Raw genomic sequence first — 25,016 nt, 5'->3', positions numbered from 1 at the left:
AAAAGTTAATTTTGGAATATTAAATGTATTTATTTGTTTAATTAAGAAATTATTAAGAAGTTTGCGGAATAACTAATTCAAATTAAATTTAATTATGAGATCGAAATTCAAATGGATTTTTGCGCTTTTACTTGCATTTTCAGTGCAGTTTACGTTTGCGCAGGAAAAAACTGTAACGGGTACGGTTAAAGGTTCTGACGGAATGTCGTTGCCAGCAGCTAACGTTATTGTTAAAGGCACTACCAGGGCAACTCAAACTGATTTTGATGGAAACTATTCTATTAAGGTTAGTCAGGGAGAATCGTTGGTTTTTTCTTATACAGGTTATGTTAGTCAGACAATTGTGGTGGGTGCAACTTCCAAAATTGATGTAACGTTATCAGAAACTCAATTGGAAACTGTCGTTATTAATACCGGTTATAAATCTTTTACCAAGAGAGATAATCCTTCTGCGATTGCTACAATTTCAATTGAATCAATTGAAGACAGGGCAAATGCATCGGTTATCCAAAACCTTCAAGGCCAAATCGCAGGTCTTAACGTGGCGACAGGAAGTGGTCAGCCGGGTTCGGATAGTACAATTATCCTTCGTGGTGTAGGGTCTATTAATGGTAATATTGAACCATTATTTATTGTTGACGGAAGTCCAGTGGATGAAGATGGTTTTAGAAGTATCAACCAGAATGATATTGCTACTATTAGTGTGCTTAAAGATGCCTCTGCGACCTCTATTTACGGTAATAGAGGAGGTAACGGTGTTATCGTTATTACTACAAAAAGAGGTAAATTGAATGAGAAGATGAAGTTCAGATACTCTTCGCAATACGGAATTAATGAGCTGCAAGGATTAAACATAGAATTGATGAATTCGCGTCAGATGCTTAAGCTTGAGCAGCAGTATGGTGGTGGTCTTGGAGGTGGTTTGAGTGATGCTGAAATAGATGTTAGAGCTAAGCAAGCAAACACAAATTGGGCTGATATCTTTTTTAGAAAAGGTACAACACAGACGCATGACCTTTCGATTACTTCAGGGTCTGAAAAAACCTCAAACTTTACATCTTTAAGTTATTTTGATCAGGAGGGTATTTTTATTAATACAAACTTCAAACGTTTCAGTGTGAGAAATAATTTCACAGGACGTTCAGAAAACAATAAATTTAACTATTCTTTCAATTTTTCTGCTAACTTTTCAAGGTCTAACGGTATCGACGGTGCAGGAACTAACGCTATTTTCTTTGCGCCATTTTCTGCTGCTCTGCGTGGGCTTCCTTATTTGTCTCCTTATGATGCGGATGGTTCTATCACAAGAGATGGGGGAATTGCTCCTGGTGATGCGAGTGCGGTTACTGCAAACGCAATACCATATGTCTTGTTGAATTCTGCTATGATGAATACCGATGTTGAGGATGAGTTTAAGATGGTTTCGGCATTAAATGCTACGTATAATTTTGCAAAAAATCTTACCGCTGGAATACAGATCGGTATCGATTATTCAACATTCACTACGAAAGAGGTTCTTGATCCAAGAAGTATTCTTGGTCCATTTCAGGTAAGTCAGGCGGCGACTTTTGGTGGTATTCAGAGTGAAGGTTCGACACGTGACTTTAGGTTTAATACTACTGCAAACTTAAATTATAACAATACTTTCGGTAAACATTCGATTGATGTTACTGCATATACTGAATATAACAAAGCACATTACGACGGAATTAACTTCCAGGTAAGAGGCCTTGATGCAAGGTTATTGGGAACAGGTGCGGCTTTTGTTGATTTTAATACGATTGAACTTGGCGGTGAGATTTATACCCCGACAATTGGTTCTTTCAAACTTCAGGAAGGTTTGTTTTCGTACTTCGGAAATATGCAATACGAATATGATAACAAGTATGTTTTGTCAGGTACGCTTAGAAGAGATGCTTCTTTCCGCTTTGTGGATGATAATAAATGGGGTACTTTTTGGTCCGTTGGTGGTGCTTGGAGTATCGATCAGGAAAGTTTCATGAAAGACAAGACTGCTTTAAACTTACTTAAACTGAGGGCTTCTTATGGAACTTCAGGTAACCAGAGGATTATCAACGCACAATATTCAGGTTTGAATTTAACTCGTAGTCTTTATGGACAGGGAGGCGGATATGATAGCGGTAATGCTACTTTCGCAACACAAATAGGAAACGTAGATTTGCAGTGGGAGGAATTAAAGCAAAGTAATATTGGTTTGGATTTTGGAATATGGAAGAATAAATTATCAGGTAGCTTTGACGTATACGTAAAAACAACTGAGCAATTGTTCCAGGATCGTCCTGTGTCTCCAATAACTGGAACCAGCATACTTAGGGCCAATATAGGTTCTTTGGAGAATCGTGGTATTGAAGCTGAATTGAAATACGTTGTGTATGACAAGAACGGTTGGAATATTGGTGTAAATGCCAATGCTTCTTACAATAAGAATAAAATTTTGGAATTGGCCGATAGTTTTGAAGGAATTCAATTCCAAGGAGGTGCATCAGCACTTATAGAAGGCGAGCCTGTTGACGTATTTTATATTCAGCGCTATGCAGGTGTTAATCCTGCGAATGGAAATGCGTTATTTCTTGATGCCGAGGGTAATCTTACTGAACAGATATCGGATGCGAGTAGAGTGTCTACTGGAAAATCGATCTATCCCGTTTGGCAAGGTGGTTTCGGAACTAATATTTCTTACAAAGGTTTTGAACTGGCATCGCAGTGGAGTTGGATGGCCAAACTTTGGAGAAACAATTTAGATTTGGGTACTGTAGAGGAGACAAATACAGTTATTGATGGTGGTAATAGGTCGACGACAGTACTTAATGCATGGCAGAATCCTGGGGATATTACAACAATTCCAAGAGTAGGCAATCCCCTCAATAGTATTGATTATATCAACGGAACAGACAGATATCTTGAGGATGCTTCTTTCTTACGATTGAGAAATGTTTCTTTAGGCTATACTTTTGGTAGCAAATCGTTGGAGAAAACGCCGTTCTCTGGTGTTAAATTCTTTGTTCAGGCTGAGAACATAGTTACTTTTAGTTCATATAGAGGTTGGGATGCTGAAGCTGGTTTCCGCTCAACAGACAGAGGTAATTACCCAACTCCGAAGATTTACACCTTTGGTGCTACAATTAATTTTTAAAAAAAAAATGAAAATGAAAAACATATTTAAATTAGGTTTATTTGCTTTGCTATTTACCGTCGGGGCGTGTAACGATGCGACCGATATCATTCAGGAGTCTGAATTGGATGAAACAGCTGCATTTCAGACGGTTGCTGACTTAAATTCCGGTCTTAATGGTGTTTATTCTGCTTATAGTCCTGACGCTGGTAGTAATGGAAACGGTGATGCCATTTTCTTCAATGATCTTTTCACCGATAATATTAAGAAAGGATTAGTTAGTAGTGGTCAAGGTTCTAGTGAATATAGTTTTATTTTACAACCAAGCACTTCGACTCCCGAAAGCATCTGGGCTAATCGTTATGGTACAATTAACCGTGCCAACAGGGTCCTAAGGGCGTTTGAAAGAATTTATCCTACGTTGCCTGCGGGAGATGTAGCTGCCACAAACGAAGATCAATTTGCTGCTGACAAAATTAAGGGGCAGCTATTGGCTATTAGGGCACTTTGTCATCTTGACTTGTTCGAATATTTTACTCCTGATTATGCTAATGCAGCGGGGTTGTCGGTAATCAAAATGGATTTCGTTCCTGAAGTGACTGATACATTTGAGCGTAACACTGTTTCGGAGATTGTTGCTTTTATTAATGATGATATGGATCAGGCAGCAACGTTGTTGGACGGTTTTACTGTTGGAGCGGCATTTAATTCATGGCATTATATGAGTGTAAATGCGGTAAAGGCGATGCAGGCGAGATTGGCATTGGATACAGAGAATTATGTTTTAGCTGAAACGATAGCGACAGACTTGATGTCTACAGGTTCTTTGGCCGACGCTGCTGCTTACCAGGATATGTTTACTGATACAGCACAGGGAGAAATTATTTTCTCATTAGCGCGTAACCCAAATACTGGAGACAATGGTATTGCGGGTAACTGGTATGCAAACAGGGTTAGAAGAACTGGTAGTCCAGTGTTGGAAGCGTCAAAACAACTGTACAATCTTTTTGATGATGCTGATGTTCGTAAAGCGGTCACATTTGTGGCTGTGGGGGATCCAGAAGGTTCCGCTCCGAATGCTCCTGCACCCGCTTACAATGGGATTATACTGATTGGTAAGTATCCTGGTGCTGCTGCTGATTTTCTGGTTAATGATGTGAAGATTTTTCGTTATTCTGAGATACAGTTAATTTTAGCTGAAGCACAAGCTAGAAATAATAATTTAGCTGGAGCTGCTTCATCGATTGCAGCATTAAGAACAAAGAGAAATGATCCGACTGCAACACCTGCCTACGCCAGCGTCAATGCAGCTCTTACTGATGTGCTTTTGGAGCGCCGTAAAGAGCTTGCTTTTGAAGGTCACCGGTATTTGGATCTGAAGAGGCTTGGAGGTGAACTTGGTATTGGTATCAGTAGACTTGCGTCTGATGCTGCTACTTTTGCTGCTCCAACAGATTTGGCAGCAAATGATTACCGCTTCACGTTGCCAATTCCTCAAAGTGAATTGAATGCGAATAGTATAATTACACAAAATCCGGGTTATCCCGTTAATTAAATAAATAAATTTCTATGAAAACAATCTTTAAATTACTGATTGCATCTGTTTTCTTCGCTTCTTGCGGAGAAGCTGATACTGCGGTGTATGACGGTACGTCTGATAGCCAGACCCTCCTTTCTTTTTCTAATGCGGTTTATACGTTACCAGTTCTCGTGAATGCTACCGGGGAATTAGAAGTAACCTTGAACTCGAGCACAGTGTCTAATGTTGATCGTGTATTCAATATTAGTGTTATTTCGGAAGAAAGTAGTGCTGATCCGGCAACCTATTCAGTGCCTTCGACTGTCACGATTCCTGCAAATTCAAATAAAGGGGTACTTGTTGTCCATGGCATGGATGTGGGGTTAGAGGATCCTAAAGTTTTGACAATTTCGTTTGCCACTAATGCTGATGGGCAGGTGTTCGACGCCAACAAAGCAATAATTAATGTAACGCAGGTTTGTCCGGTCGATAGAGATAGCTTACTTGGTACCTATGCCGCGGTTGAAACTCCAGGGCCTTACAATTATACTGTGATTGCTGAGGCTGGTGATGCTCCGAACGAATTGGTTTTCAGGAATATTTGGGATGTTGATCCTAATTCAAGAACTTCGGTCTTCGTTAGTGAAGATCCAAATAACACTGTGATCACTTTTCCGCCGTATTTGGATAACTTCCTTTACGTTAACGCAACTTACGGTAATGCCTATGTTGACGTCAGAGATGCTGCGTTGGATCCTAGTAGTGTTGATGCTTGTACTAATGTAATTACTCTTAATTTTAGGGTTACTGTTGCAGCTGGAAGTTTTGACGCCAGTAAAGTAGTTTTAACTAAACAATAAAATAATTAAAATGAAAAAGTCCATTTATATATTGTTCTTTGGTGCGGCTCTTGCCCTAAGTTCTTGTAATGAAAATGATAAGAACACGGGTCGGTTTGACGACGCAGATCCTTCTAGCGGTTGGGTTCAGTTTGTTGACGGCTCTGCCAAGGAGTTCGTCTATGAGGGCGCGTCCGTAATTAGTTTGCCTATAGTGCTTAATGCACCGGTAAATGCGGATGGCATTGATGTGAATTATACTATTACCGATGTTTCGGGAAGTTCCGTGGGAATTATTCCTGAAAGGAGTGGAGTTGCTCAAATCTACAAAGATCAGTTTGGTGAAGCTACCCGTAACGGTAATTTGATGATCAATATTGCTGAAGCTGCTTTGACTGCGTCTACTGAGTTTGATGTTACGCTGACTTCTACAAGCAAGTCTAGTGTCCAAATTGGTTTGCCAGATAACTCTCGTCCAACTGTCGTTAGAGTTAAAATTTGTCCGGTTAACATTGGTACTACATATGCCGGAACTGCAGAAGCTTCTACCGGTTTTGTTGGTCCTGCATTTACTCAAACGCTAGTTCCTGTGGCTGGGAATCCAAGGCAGTTTACAACGGCCTCTGCATGGGGCGTAGGATTTGTTCCTGCGATTACTGGCAATGCTGCGGCCATCAGGGATTATCCGGCTACTATTACTGTCAATGATGATTATTCTGTGACTGTTGTAGGTATTAATTCGGCTGCTTTTCCTAACAGATACCTTGGTGGCGAGGGTACGTACGATCCTTGTTCGGATACTTTCGATCTTGTTTTGAGACAAGGTATTTTCACAAATCCTTTTACAGTTAATGTTATTTATTCTCCCGTAGGGAATTAACATTTCTTTATAAAATTCAAAGCCCGCTTTAAGCGGGCTTTTTTTATGTTTAAATTCAATTGTTGAAGTTATTTTTATTTATTTTTGGGACTGCTACAAAATTTTTATGAGGTACCTATTATCATTGCTGTTTTTTATTCCAATCCTTTCGTTTTCGCAAAGCGATTTCGAGAAAGCAGAAGTTTTGTTTCGCCAGCAAAAGTACGCTCAGGCGCAGCAAAAGTTTGAGCGAATTTTACGTGCAGAGCCCGTTAATTTTAAGGTCATGGAGTATCTTGGCGATATTCAGGGAGCGCAGAAAAAATGGCAGAATGCACTTGCCTATTATAAAAAGCTCAAAACGTTACAGCCAAACAATGCGGAGTACATTTACAAGTATGGCGGAGTGCTTGGGATGATTGCCAAAGAGTCAAATAAATTCAAGGCACTAGGAATGATAGGGGAGGTAAAGAGTAGCTTTGAAAAAGCGATTAAGCTTGATCCCAAACATATCGAAGCCCGTTGGGCATTGATTGAATTGTATCTTCAGCTTCCGGGTATTTTAGGTGGAAGTGAGAAAAAGGCGCTCGTTTATGCCGATCAGCTGTTGAAGCTTTCTCCTGTTGACGGGCATCTGTCCAAAGGGCATATTCACGAGTATTTTGAACGCTATGCCGAGGCGGAAAGAGAGTACAAGAAGGCAATTGAATTGGGGAGTTCGAAAGTTTGTTACCAAAAGTTAGCGGATTTGTATAAAAACAAGATGGATCAACCGGAAAAAGCGAAAAAGACTTTAGCAGAATTCAACGAAAAAAATAAATCTTAATGCGTACACATTTTATAGCCATTGGAGGAAGTGCCATGCACAACCTGGCTCTTGCGTTGCACAATAAAGGATATCATGTCACTGGAAGCGATGACGCAATATTTGAACCGTCCAATTCACGGTTGAGAAATAAAGGGTTGCTGCCCGATCAACTTGGTTGGTTTCCTGCGAAAATCACTCCGGATATTGACGCGGTAATTTTGGGAATGCACGCTAAAGCGGATAACCCGGAGTTAATCCGCGCTGAGGAATTGGGACTAAGGATTTATTCGTACCCCGAATTTCTTTACGAACAATCAAGAGACAAAACCCGCGTCGTTATAGGGGGGTCGCACGGGAAAACAACAATTACTTCCATGATTTTGCATGTGATGCATTATCACAATGTAGATGTGGACTATATGGTGGGCGCACAATTAGATGGGTTTGATACGATGGTACACCTCACCCCGTATAACGACTTTATTGTGTTGGAAGGGGATGAATATTTATCGTCACCCATCGATCGAAGACCCAAGTTTCATTTGTACCAACCAAATATTGCATTGATATCAGGAATAGCTTGGGACCATATTAATGTTTTTCCTACTTATGAAAATTACGTAGAACAATTCGAGATATTTGTTAGTCATATCACAAATGGCGGAATTTTTGTGTATAACGAAAATGATGCAGAAGTGAAGAAGGTTGCAGAAGCTGCAATTAATCCCATCAGGAAAATTCCTTACCACACACCCAATTACTTTGTAAAAGAGGGTGTCACCTACATCGAAACCAAAGAAGGACACATGCCTATTGAGGTTTTCGGCGCGCACAATCTGAATAATCTTGCCGGTGCAAAATGGATTTGCCAAAATATGGGCATTGACGAGTCAGACTTTTATGAAGCCATCGCCAGTTTTAAAGGCGCCTCTAAAAGGCTCGAGAAAATAGCCGAAAATTCAAGGAACGTCGCCTACAAGGATTTTGCACATTCACCGAGTAAGGTTTCTGCGACAACCCGCGCGGTAAAAGAACAGTACCCGGAAAGGACCCTTATTGCCTGTCTGGAGTTACATACCTACAGCAGCCTTAATCCTGAATTTCTGAAGGAATATGAGGGGGCACTTGATGCAGCCGATGTTGCCGTAGTTTTCTATTCACCAGATGCGTTGAAGATTAAACAGCTTGACGTTATCACCTCAGAGCAGATTGCGAACGCTTTTAAAAGAAACGATTTGATTATTTACACAAATCCGGAAGCGTTTAAGGAATACCTTTTTCACCTGAAATTCGATACTGAGAAAATAGCTCTTTTGCTGATGAGCTCCGGTAATTATGGTGGGCTCAATTTTGACGACATCAGGCAGCTGATATAAAATGAACCGCTTCGGCGGTTTTTTTGTTCGGAGTTTGTAAATTGCAAACATAAACGCCATACAAAATGTCTGAAAATAGCAACTTCCCAATCCGCAGTTGGTCAGAAGATGATAAACCACGCGAAAAATTAATGCTTAAAGGTAAAAATGCTTTAAGCGATGCCGAGCTTCTTGCCATACTGATTGGATCGGGAAGCAAAAACGAAACTGCAGTTTCCCTAAGTAAAAGAATCCTCTCAAGCGCCGGAAACAACCTTAATTCACTTTACAAAATGTCATTAAAGCAGTTTATGGGCTTTAAAGGCATAGGCGAAGCAAAAGCGATCGCTATTGTTGCAGCCCTCGAACTGTCGGCAAGAAGAAAAGCCTCTGAACTTATGGAACCGGAAAAGATTCGTTCCAGCCAAACGATTTTTGACGTGATGCTGCCCATCATCGGTGCATTGCCTCATGAAGAATTTTGGGTGATTTATCTCAACAACGCCAACAGGGTCCTTACAAAATTACAGCTAAGCAAAGGTGGTATAACCGGAACGCTTGTCGACGTCAGGCTCGTCTTCAAGTCGGCGTTGGAGCTGGGCGCTACTGCTGTTATACTGTGCCATAATCATCCTTCCGGCACGCTCATAGCAAGTGATTCTGATAAGGCCATCACGCGAAAGCTTGTCGCAGCGGGCGAGAACCTCGATATCAGGGTGTTGGATCACGTCATCATCACTGATGAAAATTACTACAGTTTTGCCGATGAGGGAATTTTGTAAATTGCACACTATTATTATTCTAAAGTTGACTAAAACTTCCCGACATTTGCAATGATAAACGTCACAATGGAACGCAAAATATCTGACATTTTTTTTGATCTTGACCATACACTTTGGGATTTTGAAAAAAATTCCGCGCTCGCGTTTGAAACAGTGTTCTCTAAACATCAAATCGACGTTACGCTCGACAATTTCCTCGTTCATTACATCCCCATTAACCTTAAATACTGGCAGCTGTATCAATACGACAAAGTAACGCAGCAGGAATTGCGGTACGGCAGGCTGAAAGAAGCATTCGACCTGATGAACTATACAATCAATGATGAAACGATTGAGTTGATTTCAGTAGACTACATTAATTACCTGCCTCAATTTAACCATCTTTTTGAAGGCACTACTGAAATTCTGGAGTACTTAAGTAAAAAATACCGCCTGCACATCATTACGAATGGATTTCAGGAAGTACAGGGGAATAAGCTTCGGAATGCCAATATCCAACAGTATTTCCAGACTGTGACGAATTCTGAAACTGCCGGGGTGAAAAAGCCGAATCCAAAAATATTTGAGTACGCATTAAATCAGGCAAACGCGTCAAAGGAATGTTCCTTAATGATTGGAGACAGCCTCGAAGCCGACGTTATGGGGGCCATAAATTGTGGTTTCGACGCGATTTTTTTTAATGTTCACGACACGGAAACATTCGACAACGTAAAGTCCATAAAACATTTGTTACACCTAAAAGAATACTTATAAAAATGAAAAAATACCTGTTGACTTTATTTTTCTTTATTGGTTTTTTCACATCGGCACAGAAAACTATTAATAATTATCAATATGCCATTGTGCCCGTTAAGTTTAGCTGGATGTCAAAAGACAACCAGTACAGGATGAGTACCATTACCAAAATGAAATTGAAGGAAATGGGTTTTGTCGTGTTTTACGATAACGAAATTCTGCCTCAGGAAATCGCTTCCGATCGTTGTAACAAGGTCTATGTTGACATTGAAAGAGCCAACTCATTTTTAGCGACAAAACTCATCATCTCTTTCAGCGATTGCCAAAACAATGTCATATTGAAAAGCAGTCCGGGTTCAAGCAAAAAGAAAGATTTTGACGAAGCGTACCAGGAAGCGCTTGAAACCGCATTTAAGTCGCTTCTAACGCTGAATTACCATTTTTCAGAGCCAATGGACGTTGTTGTAGAAAAGAAGTCGGAAATCAAGCAAAATACTCCGCCCGAAGTTGTGGTTGATAAGCATACCGTCACGGCTGTTAAGAGCCAACAATCTGTCGATGCAACAGCGAATGGCTATATCGTCATTGACGAAAATACTTCAACAGTGAAATTTAGGCTGTCACGCACCTCAAATCCGGAGGTCTTCATGGCATCATCCCAAGGTAGGCAAGGGGTACTGTTAAAAAAAGGAAGCGATTGGTTTTTTGAATTTTATCAGGATGATAAACTGGTGTCAGAACAAACCAATCTCAAACTCTGATTAATACCCATATTTGTCTTTCCAACGGTTTTTGAGGAAGTCGCGTGTCGCATTTTCACGTGAATTATTCCCTGGATCATAAATTTTTGTACTGGCAATTGCATCGGGTAAAAAATCCTGGTCCACGAAATTATTGGTAAAATCGTGCGCGTACTTGTAATCGTCACCATATCCCAATTCCTTCATCAGTTTTGTAGGTGCATTCCGCAAATGTAACGGTACCGGTAAATCGCCCGTTTGTTTTACGATTTGTTGCGCTTTGCCAATGGCCATATAACTCGCATTGCTTTTCGGGGAAGTAGCCAGATATACTGCGCATTGGCTCAATATAATCCTGCTTTCAGGATAACCGATGGCAGTAACCGCCTGGAACGTATTGTTGGCCATAATCAATGCGGTAGGATTGGCATTTCCGATATCTTCACTCGCCAAAATCAACATCCGCCTCGCGATAAACTTGACATCCTCGCCACCTTCAATCATTCGCGCAAGCCAATACACCGCACCGTTGGGATCACTACCCCGAATGGATTTGATAAAAGCCGAAATAATGTCGTAATGCTGCTCTCCGGATTTATCATACAGCACCGTATTCTGCTGTGCCAGCCGCAGCACTTCCTGATTGGTGATGGTTATTTTATCTTTTGGAGAGGCATTGACAACCAATTCAAAAATATTAAGCAGCTTTCTCCCGTCGCCACCGGACAGCCGCAGCAATGCTTCTGTCTCTTTTAGCTCAATTTTTTTTTTCTGAAGCAACACATCTTTTTCAATGGCGCGTCGTAAAAGCTTCTCCAGATCCTCTCTCGAGAATGCGTTCAGGATATAAACCTGACATCTCGACAGTAACGCCGGAATGACTTCAAAACTCGGGTTCTCAGTGGTGGCACCTATAAGTGTAACCCAACCTTTTTCAACTGCCGCCAGCAACGAATCCTGCTGCGATTTGCTGAAACGGTGAATCTCGTCAATGAAAAGTATGGGGTTTCTTGCAGTAAATAACCCGCCACTTTGTTTTGCCTTGTCAATGACTTCACGAATATCTTTCACGCCCGAATTGATCGCGCTCAGGATGTAAAACGGGCGCTTGGATTCTTCCGCAATAATCTCGGCAAGCGTTGTCTTCCCGGTACCCGGAGGACCCCACAAAATAAGCGAAGGAATGATCCCTTTTTCTATTTGTAAAGTGAGCGATCCTTTCGGACCCACCAGGTGTTCCTGGCTGACATACTCCGCAAGGTTTTTAGGGCGAATCCGTTCTGCTAAGGGTACTTCCATGCTGCAAAATTACATCTTTTTAAGATGCGATTTCTTTTTTTGGAGCTGATCCGGCTGTACATTGCAATCTTTGTTTTGCTGAAAAGCGCAAAACAAAGGATTTCCATTGCCATCCGGGCTAGGCGCATCAACCAGCGGTTCGCAACTGACAAAATTGCACGAAAATTCGTTTGGGCGATAGTTTGTTATGCGTACGGCAACCAAAACCAATAGCAATGAACGAAAATCATTTTAAATTTTCACCTTCCGTAGTGGCATTGCCTGTGTTTTCGGTATTGGCATTGTGGGTTGTCTTTTGGGCTAATTTAAAATTTGGGCTGCAATTGGCTGATTATGGCATTTACCCGCGGACATTCCAGGGATTGCGCGGTGTTCTTTTTAGCCCTTTCATACACGGCGACCTCAATCATTTATTCAATAATTCAGTGCCGCTTTTCATTTTATTGGCAGCTTTGCGCTATTTCTACCGCGAGTTGACGTTTCGGGTTTTGATATTTGGCGTACTGTTTTCCGGACTAATTACCTGGGCTATCGGACGCGATTCATTTCATATCGGCGCAAGTGCATTGATCTACGTCCTGGTGGCGTTCATTTTTTTAAAAGGCATTCTTACCCGCTACTACCGATTGGTGGCATTGTCGCTGATGGTTACTTTGATTTATGGCGGTTTGGTGTGGTATATCTTTCCGGGAGTGGATGAGAAGATTTCGTGGGAAGGCCATTTGGGAGGCTTGATCACAGGTTTTGTATTTGCATTTCTTTACAAGACCCCGGACTATCAGAAGTTAATCAGGTACGAATGGGAAAAGCCGGATTATAACCCGCAGCACGACAAATTTATGCAGCGATTTGATGAAAACGGAAATTTTGTGAACCTCCCGCCACCAGAGCCTGAGAGAGAAGGAACTTCTACTGACATTCCGGAGATAAAATATGTATATCAATTTATTCCTTCCAGAAAAGAAGAAGATCCTGATGCTGATTAACTGCGCTGACGAAGCGCTTCATAAAGGAATGCGCCGCAGGCGACGGAAACATTCAACGAACCGATACTGCCGAACATGGGTAACTTGGCTTTGTCGTCTACGATTTTCAAAACCGACGGATTTATTCCACGGTCTTCTGAACCCATAATGATTGCAATGGGTCCACTTAACGCCACATCATAAACATTCTGATCGGTTTTTTCGGTGGCGGCAATCGTGCGAAATCCCGAGCCCTGAAGATAGAAAATGGCATCTTTGATGTGTTCAACTTTACAAATAGGCACATTAAATACGGCGCCAGCTGATGTTTTTACCGTATCGCCATTCACGGGGGCAGAACCTGCTTTCTGGACAATGATGGCGTCGACGCCTGTACATTCCGCGGTACGGATAATTGCTCCAAAATTTCGGGCATCTGAAATTTGATCGAGGATTAGAAACAACGGGTTCTTACCGGTAGCAAGAATTTTTTCAGTGAGCGTTTCAAGATCGTGAAAACTCACGGGAGATATCGATGCTACAGCACCCTGGTGGTTGTTTACCGTTAATCGGTTGAGTTTTTCAACAGGAACGTAGGAGAAGTTGATGTTATTTCTTTTCAGGACTTTCATCAAGTCTTTCATCAGCTCTCCCGAAATATCTTTCTGTAGAAATACTTTATCTACTTCTTTTTTTGCGGTTATCGCCTCAATAATTGCTCTGATCCCAAAAATTAAATGTTCTTTTTCCATGCGGCAAAGATATAAAAAAAGGGTTGGCCATTGACCAACCCTTTTTCAAGAATGTTTTATTGCGATTATAAGTGCAAAGGAGGCCAATCAGTACCATCGGTCCTGGTTAGCGTTGTGTCACCAAATTCACCATAATCGTTCTCCCAATGGAAGGAGAGTTCACTGCCATTTACAACGAGATTGCTTAGCGTAAAAATTTCACCAAATTGGTCAGCATCGGTGTACGAAAGCTGGCCACAAACATCTGTAAACGTTACTCCTGTAGCAACATTACCCGGTCCATATAGCCCAATCCAGCCGCCAAACGACGCATCATCTATTGAATAGACGCCACCACCATTGTCAGTTAACGTAGTAGTTCCGGTTAAAGGACCAGCAGCAAACTCTCCCGTTGGAGCACTTGCGTTGGTTGTTGTGTAGTTATAAGTTCCTCCCAGATCCGATTCACACGCTACATTATACGTTTGTATAACGTCATAAAATGAAGAATTCGCAATATTCGGTGAAAAGTTATTGGATCCATCATCATTAACCATTTGAATGTTCGTTCCGTCTTTTAACGTGACATTTGTGGTTACAAGCAATTGATCGCCAACTTCAATATCTGCTGCCGAATTCAATTCATCAAATACGTCAAATAAATCTGCCTGTGAAATGCTGTAAGTCTTAGGAAAAGATGTCACATCATTATCAAGGGTGCCCTTGTATACACTTCCGTCAGTTTTATAATAGAAAAGAAGGACATCCATTGACTGGACCAATTCTTCCCCTTCTCCAACACCGATGGTAAACTGTAAATTAATTGGGTCGCCATTGTTTACAGCTACCAGATTTACAAAAGCTTCCGAATCTTCAACCTTTTGTACATTAGGCACGGCACCGTTCTGAGTGTCTATTTTTGAATCACCGCCATCATTCTCACAAGATGGAACCAGCAATACGATTGCGAGTAAGGTGAATATTAATTTTATATTTTTCATAATAATTTATTTTTTAATTGATATCCCAGAATATTCTGTAATCGCCAAGGCCTACTTTTTGAATCGGAGCATTGGCATTGACCTCCAATTCACTTTGTGGCCAGTAGAAAGACAGCGGGAATGGGTTGTTCAGGACAGTTTGAGAATCTTCTAAAGGGAATCCGTCACCATTGTCAAGCTGATATTCCGGAGAGGTACTGTTTGGGTTTGCAAGTATTGGATATCCGGTTCTCCTATAGTCATTGTACTGATCAAATGGATCTCCGAAAGTAGCTACCCATTTCTGAGTCATCATTATTTCCAGCTTCTTATCCGCTGAAGCCGCATTGAACTCGGCCATCACATTACCAATAAACGTGGTTACAGCAGCGCTTCCTACCAAGTTTGGAATGGTTTGTGGTGCCTGGTTGTTATCAACTACTTCGTCCACTTTAGCAAAACTAGCTTCCATTGCTGCCTGCAGTTTTGCGCCTTCATTTCCTGTAAGTTTACCGACATGAATTAATTCAGCCTGGATATAAAGGAATTCAGCGTAAGTAAGAATCCTGTGCGGTGCTATGCCAGTCGGCGGCGCAGGAGCATCGGGGTCATTGTTCATCATGTCGTTTACATTGCCTCCCTGATTGTCATCATATCGCCCGCCTGCTGGGAAAATCCCTGGATAAGTATATGAATTCTCAGTACTAAAATCGCGATATGGTCCGATACTTCCGAATCGGATTGTAAAAAATCCCGTAGATGAATCCCAGTAATCAGCTTTCGGATTTCCGGTTGCAGGATCCCCTAGATCAGGAGGAAGTTGTCCGTCTTCAAGCTGGTTAAAAAAGTAGTAAGGAATTCTCGGATCTTCATTCCCTGTGTGAATGTTTGGATTCATGCCTTTAAGGATTTCATAAAACCAGGGACTCATGTAAGTAGTGAATTGTGTACTATTGTATGATTCAAGAAAGAATTTATTTCTTTCATCAGAAGGAGATAATGTGTTTTGGTGATTGAATTGGAAATCATCGTCATTGGAGTCGAAGAAATTATTCTCTGCGATTAAAGCATCAAAACCTGCCTGGTCAAAGTTTGGAGACAACCGTGTCTGATTGTATAACTTCAACTTAAACGTATTGGCAAATTTGATCCATTTTTCAGTGTCACCACCATAAAATAAATCGTCTGCAGCGGGCTTTTGAATTCCTGCATCAGAGGCCACATTGGCCTTGCCGGTCTCAATTAGATCCATGATAGCGGCGTATATTTCAGCCTGATTGTCGAATTTTGGGCTAATGATACCGCCTGAAGCCAATTGGCCTGCTTCAGTGTAAGGAACATCTCCAAATAAATCCACAGCAACAGACATCAAATAAGCTTTTTGCAATTGCGCAAGCCCTACATATACCATATCGCCTGATTCAGTTCCTTGTTTGATCAGGGTTTCAATGTTTGTAAGCGTCAGATAGGTATTGTTCCATTCGTTTAGTACATTAATATTATTCACTTTTGTACCATACTGGTCCTGTTCTTCCCTTACCACCATCTGATGGGTATACACCTGGAGAATGTCGCCGGTATAATTTAAAAAGTCGGTGGTGTTGTCGACGTTCACTTCAATGCTTGTTAATAACAGATTTAACGGAGCATTCGTTGAATTATCCTTATCAGTGTCCACATCAAGATAATCCTGGCAACTCAAAAAAGCCAGCGTGCCAGCCAACAAGAAAATCTTGCTTTTGTTGCGGTATATTTTTTTTGAAATTTTCATATATTTTTTTTTAGAAAGTTAAATTAAGTTTAAAGCCATAGCGTTTTGCTGTCGGTGCGGCAGTAACTTCGATTCCCTGAAGCCTTGAAGATCCGTAACTGGTTGTTTCCGGGTCGTAATTTGTATATTTTGGTACGTTTGGTGCGAGATACCATAAATTGCTGCCCATTACACTAAAACTGATATTTCCAAAAGGCGTTTTTTCGAGTAATTTTTTAGGTACATCGTAAGTCAGGCTTATTTCCCTTAGCCTGAACACAGTTCCATCATAAATATCTGCCTCATCAACACTATTTATAGCAAACGTGTTACTGCTTCCCGGTGAAAAATAAAGCTCATTCATTGTAAGCTGTGAGGTGTTTGGAATTTGATTTAAATTTCCGTCAAGCATTGGTGTCCCATCAGCGTTACCATAAAAACCTGGAATGATAAAAGTATGTTCCCTGTCTTCCGTATCTCTCGTCACACCACGGCCAAGCAAAGATTGTATGGTTGTAGAACTGATGTCGCCTCCCTGTCTCCAGTCAACCTGTGCTTTTAATGTAAATCCCTTGTAGCTAAATGTGTTGATGAAATTCATTTTGAAATCAGGGGTTGGGTCACCGATAATGCCCAGTTCCGGATCTGCAAGAATTCCTCCCGTAGAAGGGTCTATAAGGTAATTTCCGTTTGCATCACGAGCGAATCTCGTGCCGTAAAACACACCGAACGGCTCACCCACTATGGCATAGCCAATCTCATTAGGGTCTAATTGTAATTTACTGATACCTGCAAAAATCTTGGTTACTTCGTTTTTGTTTTTTGTGAAATTGGTTAAAAGTGACCATTTGAAGTTCTTCGTCTGCACTGGAACAACTGTCAACCCAATCTCAACGCCTTTATTTGTCATGTCGCCGGCGTTGGTAGTGTATGTTTGATAACCACTGGTTATGGGAACATTTACATCATTGATCAAGTCCGTTGTTTTTTTACTGTACACACTTAAATCCAACGCAATTCTCCTATTAAAAAACTCCAGGTCGGTCCCGACTTCGAATTCATTAGAGAACTCTGGCGTGATTTGTTGATCACCCAGTTGCGTATTGTTACTAATTACCGATTGACCATTGTAAGCCTGACCTAATGAATAAAAGATATTTAAAAACTCTGGGTCTGTATCCTTCGCCACTTTGGCATACGCAGCCCTAAGTTTCGCAAAAGTTAAAACCTTGCTATTCATTTTAAAGGCGTCTGTCAGAACTAATGAAGTACTTACTGAAGGATAAAAATAAGAATTGTTATCTTTTGGTAGCACAGAACTCCATTCGTTTCTGCCAGTAGCATTTAGAAACAGATAATCCCTAAATGAGAAAGTGACGTCTGCAAATACCCCGGCGTTGCGTTTCCTATTTCCTTCATCCAGAAGGTCGGCAATACTTTTTGTATTTTTCAGGTTATAAATATTTGGAAGAATCAATTCTTTTCCCTGAAATGATTGTCTTGAGGATTCAGTATCCAATAAATTACTTCCAACGATAGCCTCAAGTCCGAAATCGGCACTTAGTTTGTAGTTAAAATTAAACAATAACGTAGATTCAATATCGGTATTTGTGAAACGATCGGAAAGCAACGTACCAACACCCCCATCGGCTCTTGAATATTTATCCCTTATTTCAAGTCGGTCAAGATCGTATTTATTGTAACCAAGACGGTAGGAAACAGAAATATGGTCATTGAAATTATAAGACATATTACCGCCAATTACAATCCTGTTCGTGTTGGTGATAATTTTATCATGTTTCCATGACCACAATGGATGGTCGTAACCGGCATTAGGAATAACAGACTGACCTGTTACCGGATCTTCATACGGAAGGTTGAAATCCCAGTTCCTCGCTAAATATAAAGTTCTGGCGAATGACGAAGAAGATCCGTCAAACTGGTTTTCTCCAAAAAAACCACCGACTTGTTGCGTTTTGGAATAGCTCATATTTCCACCGATGGTAATGCCATTTGGGAGTTTAAAATTACCTCCTGTAGAAATGGAAGTCCTGTCGTAGGTGTTATAAGGAATGTATCCATCCTGGTTTAAATCAGAAATCGTAAGATTAAAACTTCCTTCCTGGCCAGAATAGTTAAAGCCAAGCGTATTCTCAATAACTGTTCCTGTTCTAAATAAATCTTTAACGTTGTTTGGATGCGCAACGTAGGGCTGTGTTGGCCCTAATTCAGGAAAGGCAGCCAAAAGTGGTGCCCACGTTGGTATGGTCGTAAGCGAATCAAAGCTCGGTCCCCATGAACCGTTGGATGCTGCACCATAATTAAAGTTCGAACCGGCGCCATATTTGTTCTGGTATTCAGGAAGATTCGCGATGTTTTCAAAATACGTTCCCGTACCGACATTAATGCTTAGCTTTTTATCCATTTTCGATTTTGGAGATCCTGATTTAGTGGTGATCACAATTACACCATTCGAAGCTCTGGATCCATATAAAGCAGATGCGGCCGCACTCTTAAGAACGTTTACTGACGCGATATCATTGGGATCCAGGCTGGATAAGGCTGACTCATAACCTCCGCCTCCAGTAACCTGACTTGAAGTGGTAATCTCATTGTTGCTATAGGTTACACCATCCACTACAATCAATGGCTGACTGTTTCCAAAAGTAGAAATACCCCTTATCGTAATTTGGTTTGAAGCTCCAGCAACACCGCTTGAAACATTTACGTTGACACCAGGAACTTTTCCATTAAGTGATCGGATAAGATCCGGTTCTGAATTTTCGGTCAGGTCTCCTGCCTTGACAGTGCTTACGGAGTACCCAAGATCTTTGGGATTTCTTTTGATTCCGAAAGCGGTTACTACAACACCTTCCAGTTCAATGGCATTGTCGACCATCTTTACGTTAAGCGATGTAGAAGACGCGACAACTTCCTGCGTCTTCATCCCGATAAAGCTAAAAACAAGTACCGTCGTAGGCGTTGCCTTAATCGAGTACTTTCCGTCAAAATCGGTTTGTGTTCCGGTCTGCGTACCCTTTATGACAATGCCAACGCCTGGAAGCGGAAGGCCGTTATTGTCAGAAACTGTCCCGCTAACCGTCCTTTCCTGTGCAAAAGCGAATTGCACAAACAGCACAAATAGTACTGCAAAGTAATTTGTTAATCTAGGTTTCATATTTATTAATTTGATTTAGTTATAACCAAATGTCTTAAATATTTGTTAACAATCCAAACAAACATTGAAAGAAGTGCACGTTTTAACAACAATCTTTAAAAATTCGTCTTAAAACTAATGTGGATGATGGAGTTGGAGAGTTTGATTTCCTGATGGTTAGCACTTCCATTGGCGTATACGAGGTGTAACAGCCCATTTTTAGTCAATAATCCGAATCCAAAGCCCAAACCAAGTAAGCTTCCTTTGTTTCCTGAAGTACTGTCGTCAAAATGGCCGTAATCAATGATGGAGTGTGCGTAAAGGTTGGACGCGAGTTGGTAACGGTATTCCGTGAGTATCGAGGCAAATAAATTTGCCTGGAGGCTATTTTCATTAAATCCCCGAACGGAATTGATACCGCCAAATCGGTACAACTCATTGATAATATAATTTTTACTTTTGAGGTAATAGTCCTGGCTTCGTAAACTAATACTGTTATTTTTGTCCAGGTAGAAATTATGCATGATATCAGCGTTGATGAAGTACTGGCTGTTGTTCTCCAGTTTTGAGGTGCGCGAGCCCTTTCCAATTTTAACGGTCAGCCTGGTGTTTTCAGGAAAGAGGAATTGGTCGGATTTAAAATCCACATATTCAAAATCTGCTGTGATAAAGGCGTTTTTATAATCGCTTATGGAAGCGTTATTTTGATTCTGGATATCGCTGGATTCGGAAGACTGGTACCCGATATAGGTCCTGGTGTTGTAGTTAAAAAGGTAGCCTAGATCAATAGCAGTACGTGTATTCTGAAAAGTGCTGTCCTGCTTGAAGATGTTCAGGTATGTTTTGAGTCCGAGTTTCGATTTAAAAATATAAGGCAGTTCCAGGCCCAGGTTAAATGTCTTTTGGTCCTCGCCATCGCTCTTCCAGTAAAGTGAGAATTCTTCACCGGAATTCAGGATATTAACCAGTTGTAAATCCAGATAGCCATTCAGTTTCACGTTGCTCTTTTCGTCATTCGAAAATCCGATAAAGCCCTCGAATTTATTGGGCGTGGCTTTTTCAAGATACACGTATACCTTGGTTGTGTCTTTGGTAAAGAGTATTTCCGGATATTTGGTCTGCTTAACAAAGCGGAATTTTTCAAAATCGCCATAAATATTTTTCAGGTTTTCCTGATTGAAGGTTTTCTTCCGGTACAGTTTTTTGATGTTTAAGAGATGTCCTTGTGGGAACTTTTCGTACCCTTTAATGACGATGTCATTCAGTTCTCTTTTTTTACCCAAATCGGCGATGAGTTCCGCGTAAAGTGCATCGCCTTTTTTTTCAAAATGTACCAGTTTTACTTTGGCTAAAGCATAGCCCTGGCGCTCAAAAAAGCTGACGGTCTTTTTAAGGAAGGCCTCTATAGTATTAAAGTTGATCTCCGCAGCGTCTTCCTTAAACTCCGGGATCTGTTTTCTCCATGCCGCGTTGGTGTAAACGACAATTGATTTTGTACGGTTGCCTAAACTTGTATTGTAGCGATAAACCGTATCGTTTATTTTTTCTGGAGAACCTATTTCGCATTCGATGTATCCTGCCCTCACCATATTTTCATGGAACACCGTCATCTCCGTTTTCAATGACTTGAGGTCGGGATGTGCCTTTTTGTATGAAATGGAATCGATCACCTTGTTTTCGCGGCCTGTTTTGCCTGAAATTTTTAACGTCAGTTGCTGTGAACTGGCAGCAGTGAATGCGAAAAAAAAGCAAAAAATAAACGGTGAAAGTTTCAAGGGGTTGTGAATTTTGGATAAAAATAACGCAAAAAAAGACTCATTTGTTATAAAAATTCCAGTGTTGAATAATATGCTTGAAAATTAATGAATTATGATTTGTTTCATTAAAAAATATTACTACATTTGCAACCCCGTAAAAAGCGGGAATTTTATAAACATAAGAAATTTTTAGTATTTAATTATGCCAACAATTCAACAATTAGTAAGAACTGGAAGAACCCAGATAACTAAGAAGAGTAAATCGGTTGCTTTAGATTCTTGTCCTCAGAGAAGAGGTGTTTGTACGCGTGTTTACACTACAACTCCAAAAAAACCAAACTCCGCAATGCGTAAAGTAGCGCGTGTACGTTTGACAAATGGAAATGAAGTGAATGCTTACATCCCTGGTGAAGGACACAATCTACAAGAGCACTCGATAGTATTAGTTAGGGGTGGAAGGGTAAAAGATTTGCCGGGAGTTAGGTATCACATCGTTCGTGGTGCGCTTGATACATCAGGTGTAGCAGGAAGAACGCAAAGAAGATCTAAATACGGAGCAAAACGCCCTAAAGAAGCTAAAAAGTAATTTAACTTTTAAAGTAAAGAAAAGAAATGAGAAAAAGACAGGCCAAGAAAAGACCTCTTTTGCCGGATCCAAGGTTTAACGACCAATTGGTGACACGTTTTGTAAACAACTTAATGTGGGACGGTAAAAAATCAACTGCTTTTAAAGTATTCTATGATGCGATTGATATCGTAGAGACAAAAAAGCAAGACGCTGAAAAATCAGCACTTGAAATCTGGAAAGATGCTTTAACCAATGTGATGCCGCACGTAGAAGTACGTTCACGTCGTGTGGGTGGGGCTACCTTCCAAATCCCAATGCAAATCAGACCAGACCGTAAAATCTCTATGGCGATGAAATGGATGATCCTTTACGCCCGTAGAAGAAATGAGAAATCGATGGCTCAAAAGTTGGCTTCTGAAGTTTTAGCTGCGGCTAAAGAAGAAGGTGCTGCTGTTAAAAAGAGAATGGATACTCACAAAATGGCTGAAGCAAATAAAGCATTCTCTCACTTTAGATTTTAATCATAAGAAATGGCAAGAGATTTAAAATATACAAGAAACATTGGAATTGCTGCTCACATTGATGCTGGTAAAACGACAACCACTGAGCGTATCCTTTTTTATACTGGTAAATCACACAAAATTGGTGAAGTACACGATGGTGCTGCAACAATGGACTGGATGGCGCAGGAGCAGGAGCGTGGTATCACAATTACTTCAGCTGCGACAACCTGTGAGTGGAATTTCCCAACAGAGCAGGGTAAATTAATCCCGAGCTCTTTACCTTATCACTTTAACATCATCGATACTCCGGGACACGTGGATTTTACCGTAGAGGTAAACCGTTCGCTTCGTGTATTGGATGGTCTTGTTTTCCTTTTTTCTGCTGTTGATGGTGTTGAGCCACAATCAGAAACCAACTGGAGGCTTGCTGACCAGTACCGTGTGCCACGTATGGGATTCGTAAATAAAATGGACCGTCAGGGGTCAAACTTCCTTGGAGTTTGTCAACAAGTTCGTGATATGTTGAAATCAAACGCGGTAGCGATCACACTTCCAATCGGGGAAGAATTAGACTTTAAAGGTGTAGTTGACTTGGTAAAAAATCAGGCTATCGTATGGCATGATGAGACTTTAGGTGCTACTTTCGATATCGTTGATATTCCTGCTGATATGGTGGATGAAGTGAAAGAATATAGGGATATCCTTATCGAAGCGGTTGCTGATTATGATGAGAACCTGCTTGATAAATACATGGAAGATCCGGATTCGATTACTGAAGAAGAGATCAACAATGCGTTACGTGCTGCGACTATGGACATGGCCATCATCCCGATGATTGCCGGTTCTTCTTTCAAAAACAAAGGAGTTCAGTTCATGCTGGATGCAGTTTGTAAATATTTGCCTTCTCCATTGGATAAAGAGGGTATCGAAGGGATTCACCCTGATGATGCTGATTTGTTGGAAGAAGACCAAACCAAAATCTTACGTCGTCCGGATGTAAAAGAGCCGTTCGCTGCTTTGGCATTTAAGATTGCTACTGATCCATTCGTAGGCCGTCTGGCTTTCTTTCGTGCTTATTCAGGACGTCTTGATGCAGGTTCGTACATTTTGAACACACGTTCAGGTAACAAAGAGCGTATTTCAAGGATTTACCAAATGCACGCCAACAAACAAAACCCAATTGATTATATCGAGGCGGGTGATATTGGAGCAGCAGTTGGATTTAAGGATATCAAGACTGGTGACACGATGTGTGACGAGAAAAACCCGATCATCCTGGAATCTATGAAATTCCCTGCGCCGGTAATTGGTATCGCTATCGAGCCAAAAACCAAAGCTGACGTGGATAAGATGGGTATGGCTTTGGCTAAATTGGCTGAAGAGGATCCAACGTTTACAGTACGTACAGACGAAGCTTCTGGTCAAACAATCATTTCAGGTATGGGTGAGCTTCACCTTGACATCCTTGTGGATCGTATGAAACGTGAGTTTAAAGTAGAAGTAAACCAGGGCGAGCCTCAGGTTGAATATAAGGAAGCGTTTACAAAATCGGCGCAACACAGGGAAACCTACAAGAAACAATCGGGTGGTCGTGGTAAATTCGGTGATATCGTATTTATCCTTGAGCCAGCAGATGAAGTGGACGGTAAAGTGCCTGTAGGATTGCAGTTCGTGAATGCCGTTAAAGGTGGTAACGTTCCTAAGGAATATATCCCTTCTGTAGAGAAAGGTTTCCGTGAGGCGATGAAAACAGGTCCTTTGGCAGGTTATCAGGTAGATAGTTTGAAAGTAACCCTTTTGGACGGATCTTTCCACCCTGTGGATTCTGATGCACTTTCTTTCGAATTGGCTGCAAAACTTGGATATAAAGAAGTGGCGAAAGCTGCAGGAGCAATCATCCTTGAGCCAATCATGAAAATGGAAGTAATTACACCGGAAGAAAACATGGGAGATATCGTAGGTGATATCAACCGTCGTCGTGGCCAGGTGAATGATATGGGTGACAGAAATGGCGCTAAGACAATCAAGGCTGATGTGCCATTGTCTGAAATGTTCGGTTATGTCACTACATTGAGGACGTTGTCTTCAGGTCGTGCGACTTCTACTATGGAGTTTTCACACTACGCTGAAACACCGGCTAACATTTCGGAAGCTGTAATCAAAAAAGCAAAAGGTAACGCTTAATTCTTAAGAAAATGAGTCAAAAAATCAGAATAAAATTGAAATCTTACGATCACATGTTGGTTGACAAATCTTCTGAGAAGATCGTAAAAACAGTAAAAAGTACTGGCGCTGTAGTAACCGGACCAATTCCGTTGCCAACACACAAAAAGCTTTTTACAGTACTTCGTTCTCCGCACGTAAACAAAAAAGCGAGAGAGCAATTCGAAGTAATGTCATACAAAAGACTTATCGACATCTATTCTTCCTCTTCAAAAACCATTGATGCGCTAATGAAATTAGAGTTGCCTAGTGGTGTTGAAGTAGAGATCAAAGTCTGATAAAAGTATATAGATTTTTGGATTGAGTATTGAGA

At 41.0% G+C, this 25,016-nt stretch carries 20 protein-coding genes; 14 read left to right on the top strand and 6 right to left on the bottom strand.

Translation table 11 applies throughout. The features are described from left to right. Window positions 1–94: 94 nt before the first annotated feature. From CFE23_RS03900 to CFE23_RS03860, 9 genes are all read left to right on the top strand, one after another. Window positions 95–3,154, top strand: coding sequence for a TonB-dependent receptor (locus CFE23_RS03900; RefSeq protein ID WP_291084283.1), 3,060 nt, complete (start codon window positions 95–97; stop codon window positions 3,152–3,154). A gap of 13 nt (window positions 3,155–3,167) precedes the next feature. Next, the gene (locus CFE23_RS03895; protein WP_291084281.1) at window positions 3,168–4,688 is read left to right on the top strand and encodes a RagB/SusD family nutrient uptake outer membrane protein; all 1,521 of its coding nucleotides are present in this window, start codon (window positions 3,168–3,170) and stop codon (window positions 4,686–4,688) included. A 14-nt stretch (window positions 4,689–4,702) separates the two neighbouring features. Further along, window positions 4,703–5,512, top strand: coding sequence for a hypothetical protein (locus tag CFE23_RS03890; protein WP_291084278.1), 810 nt, complete (start codon window positions 4,703–4,705; stop codon window positions 5,510–5,512). 10 nt (window positions 5,513–5,522) lie between these two features. Beyond that, window positions 5,523–6,371, top strand: coding sequence for a lipoprotein (locus CFE23_RS03885; RefSeq protein ID WP_291084275.1), 849 nt, complete (start codon window positions 5,523–5,525; stop codon window positions 6,369–6,371). A 106-nt stretch (window positions 6,372–6,477) separates the two neighbouring features. Then, complete coding sequence (locus tag CFE23_RS03880) at window positions 6,478–7,176, top strand: TRAP transporter TatT component family protein (protein WP_291084272.1); 699 nt, start codon at window positions 6,478–6,480, stop codon at window positions 7,174–7,176. Beyond that, window positions 7,176–8,534, top strand: coding sequence for a Mur ligase family protein (locus CFE23_RS03875; RefSeq protein WP_291084269.1), 1,359 nt, complete (start codon window positions 7,176–7,178; stop codon window positions 8,532–8,534). The genes CFE23_RS03880 and CFE23_RS03875 overlap by 1 nt, the downstream gene beginning before the upstream one ends. A 65-nt stretch (window positions 8,535–8,599) precedes the next feature. Next, window positions 8,600–9,295, top strand: a complete 696-nt coding sequence (gene radC / locus CFE23_RS03870; RefSeq protein WP_291084266.1) for a DNA repair protein RadC — start codon at window positions 8,600–8,602, stop codon at window positions 9,293–9,295. A gap of 66 nt (window positions 9,296–9,361) precedes the next feature. Then, window positions 9,362–10,048 (top strand): YjjG family noncanonical pyrimidine nucleotidase, encoded by a 687-nt coding sequence (locus CFE23_RS03865; protein WP_291084263.1) that lies wholly within the window; start codon window positions 9,362–9,364, stop codon window positions 10,046–10,048. A gap of 2 nt (window positions 10,049–10,050) precedes the next feature. Further along, on the top strand, window positions 10,051–10,791 hold the full coding sequence (locus tag CFE23_RS03860; protein WP_291084260.1) for a hypothetical protein: 741 nt from the start codon (window positions 10,051–10,053) through the stop codon (window positions 10,789–10,791). Here CFE23_RS03860 and CFE23_RS03855 read toward each other — a convergent pair whose 3' ends face one another. Continuing rightward, a complete protein-coding gene (locus CFE23_RS03855) occupies window positions 10,792–12,069 on the bottom strand; it encodes a replication-associated recombination protein A (protein WP_291084258.1) in 1,278 nt (425 codons plus the stop codon). 215 nt (window positions 12,070–12,284) lie between these two features. On the opposite strand from CFE23_RS03855, the gene CFE23_RS03850 reads away from it, so the two are divergent. Beyond that, the gene (locus tag CFE23_RS03850; RefSeq protein WP_291084255.1) at window positions 12,285–13,055 is read left to right on the top strand and encodes a rhomboid family intramembrane serine protease; all 771 of its coding nucleotides are present in this window, start codon (window positions 12,285–12,287) and stop codon (window positions 13,053–13,055) included. Here the strand turns inward: CFE23_RS03850 and rlmB are convergent. The 5 genes from rlmB to CFE23_RS03825 all read right to left on the bottom strand — a co-directional run bounded on the left by rlmB (window position 13,052) and on the right by CFE23_RS03825 (window position 21,427). After that, a complete protein-coding gene (rlmB, locus tag CFE23_RS03845) occupies window positions 13,052–13,786 on the bottom strand; it encodes a 23S rRNA (guanosine(2251)-2'-O)-methyltransferase RlmB (protein WP_291084252.1) in 735 nt (244 codons plus the stop codon). The two genes, CFE23_RS03850 and rlmB, sit on opposite strands and share 4 nt — an antisense overlap. A gap of 65 nt (window positions 13,787–13,851) precedes the next feature. After that, window positions 13,852–14,766, bottom strand: coding sequence for a hypothetical protein (locus CFE23_RS03840; protein ID WP_291084249.1), 915 nt, complete (start codon window positions 14,764–14,766; stop codon window positions 13,852–13,854). 13 nt (window positions 14,767–14,779) lie between these two features. Further along, window positions 14,780–16,516: a SusD/RagB family nutrient-binding outer membrane lipoprotein gene (locus CFE23_RS03835; protein WP_291084246.1), complete on the bottom strand. Its 1,737-nt coding sequence runs from the start codon at window positions 16,514–16,516 to the stop codon at window positions 14,780–14,782. Window positions 16,517–16,526: 10 nt separating this feature from the next. Continuing rightward, complete coding sequence (locus CFE23_RS03830) at window positions 16,527–19,673, bottom strand: SusC/RagA family TonB-linked outer membrane protein (RefSeq protein WP_291084244.1); 3,147 nt, start codon at window positions 19,671–19,673, stop codon at window positions 16,527–16,529. Window positions 19,674–19,768: 95 nt separating this feature from the next. Next, on the bottom strand, window positions 19,769–21,427 hold the full coding sequence (locus CFE23_RS03825; protein WP_291084241.1) for a hypothetical protein: 1,659 nt from the start codon (window positions 21,425–21,427) through the stop codon (window positions 19,769–19,771). Between the two features lie 184 nt (window positions 21,428–21,611). On the opposite strand from CFE23_RS03825, the gene rpsL reads away from it, so the two are divergent. From rpsL to rpsJ, 4 genes are read left to right on the top strand one after another with little or no spacing between them, the layout of a single operon-like run. Next, window positions 21,612–21,995 (top strand): 30S ribosomal protein S12, encoded by a 384-nt coding sequence (gene rpsL / locus CFE23_RS03820; protein ID WP_007136570.1) that lies wholly within the window; start codon window positions 21,612–21,614, stop codon window positions 21,993–21,995. Window positions 21,996–22,021: 26 nt separating this feature from the next. After that, window positions 22,022–22,498 (top strand): 30S ribosomal protein S7, encoded by a 477-nt coding sequence (gene rpsG / locus CFE23_RS03815; protein WP_291084239.1) that lies wholly within the window; start codon window positions 22,022–22,024, stop codon window positions 22,496–22,498. A 9-nt stretch (window positions 22,499–22,507) separates the two neighbouring features. Then, the gene (gene fusA / locus CFE23_RS03810; RefSeq protein WP_291084235.1) at window positions 22,508–24,664 is read left to right on the top strand and encodes an elongation factor G; all 2,157 of its coding nucleotides are present in this window, start codon (window positions 22,508–22,510) and stop codon (window positions 24,662–24,664) included. 11 nt (window positions 24,665–24,675) lie between these two features. After that, a complete protein-coding gene (gene rpsJ / locus CFE23_RS03805) occupies window positions 24,676–24,981 on the top strand; it encodes a 30S ribosomal protein S10 (RefSeq protein ID WP_091141407.1) in 306 nt (101 codons plus the stop codon). Window positions 24,982–25,016: the final 35 nt, after the last annotated feature.

It is taken from the genome of Flavobacterium sp. BFFFF1 (assembly GCF_002256285.1).
GTDB lineage: Bacteria > Bacteroidota > Bacteroidia > Flavobacteriales > Flavobacteriaceae > Flavobacterium.
The sequence above is the reverse complement of the archived record's forward strand: the minus strand, read 5'-3'. Positions and strand labels throughout refer to the sequence as shown.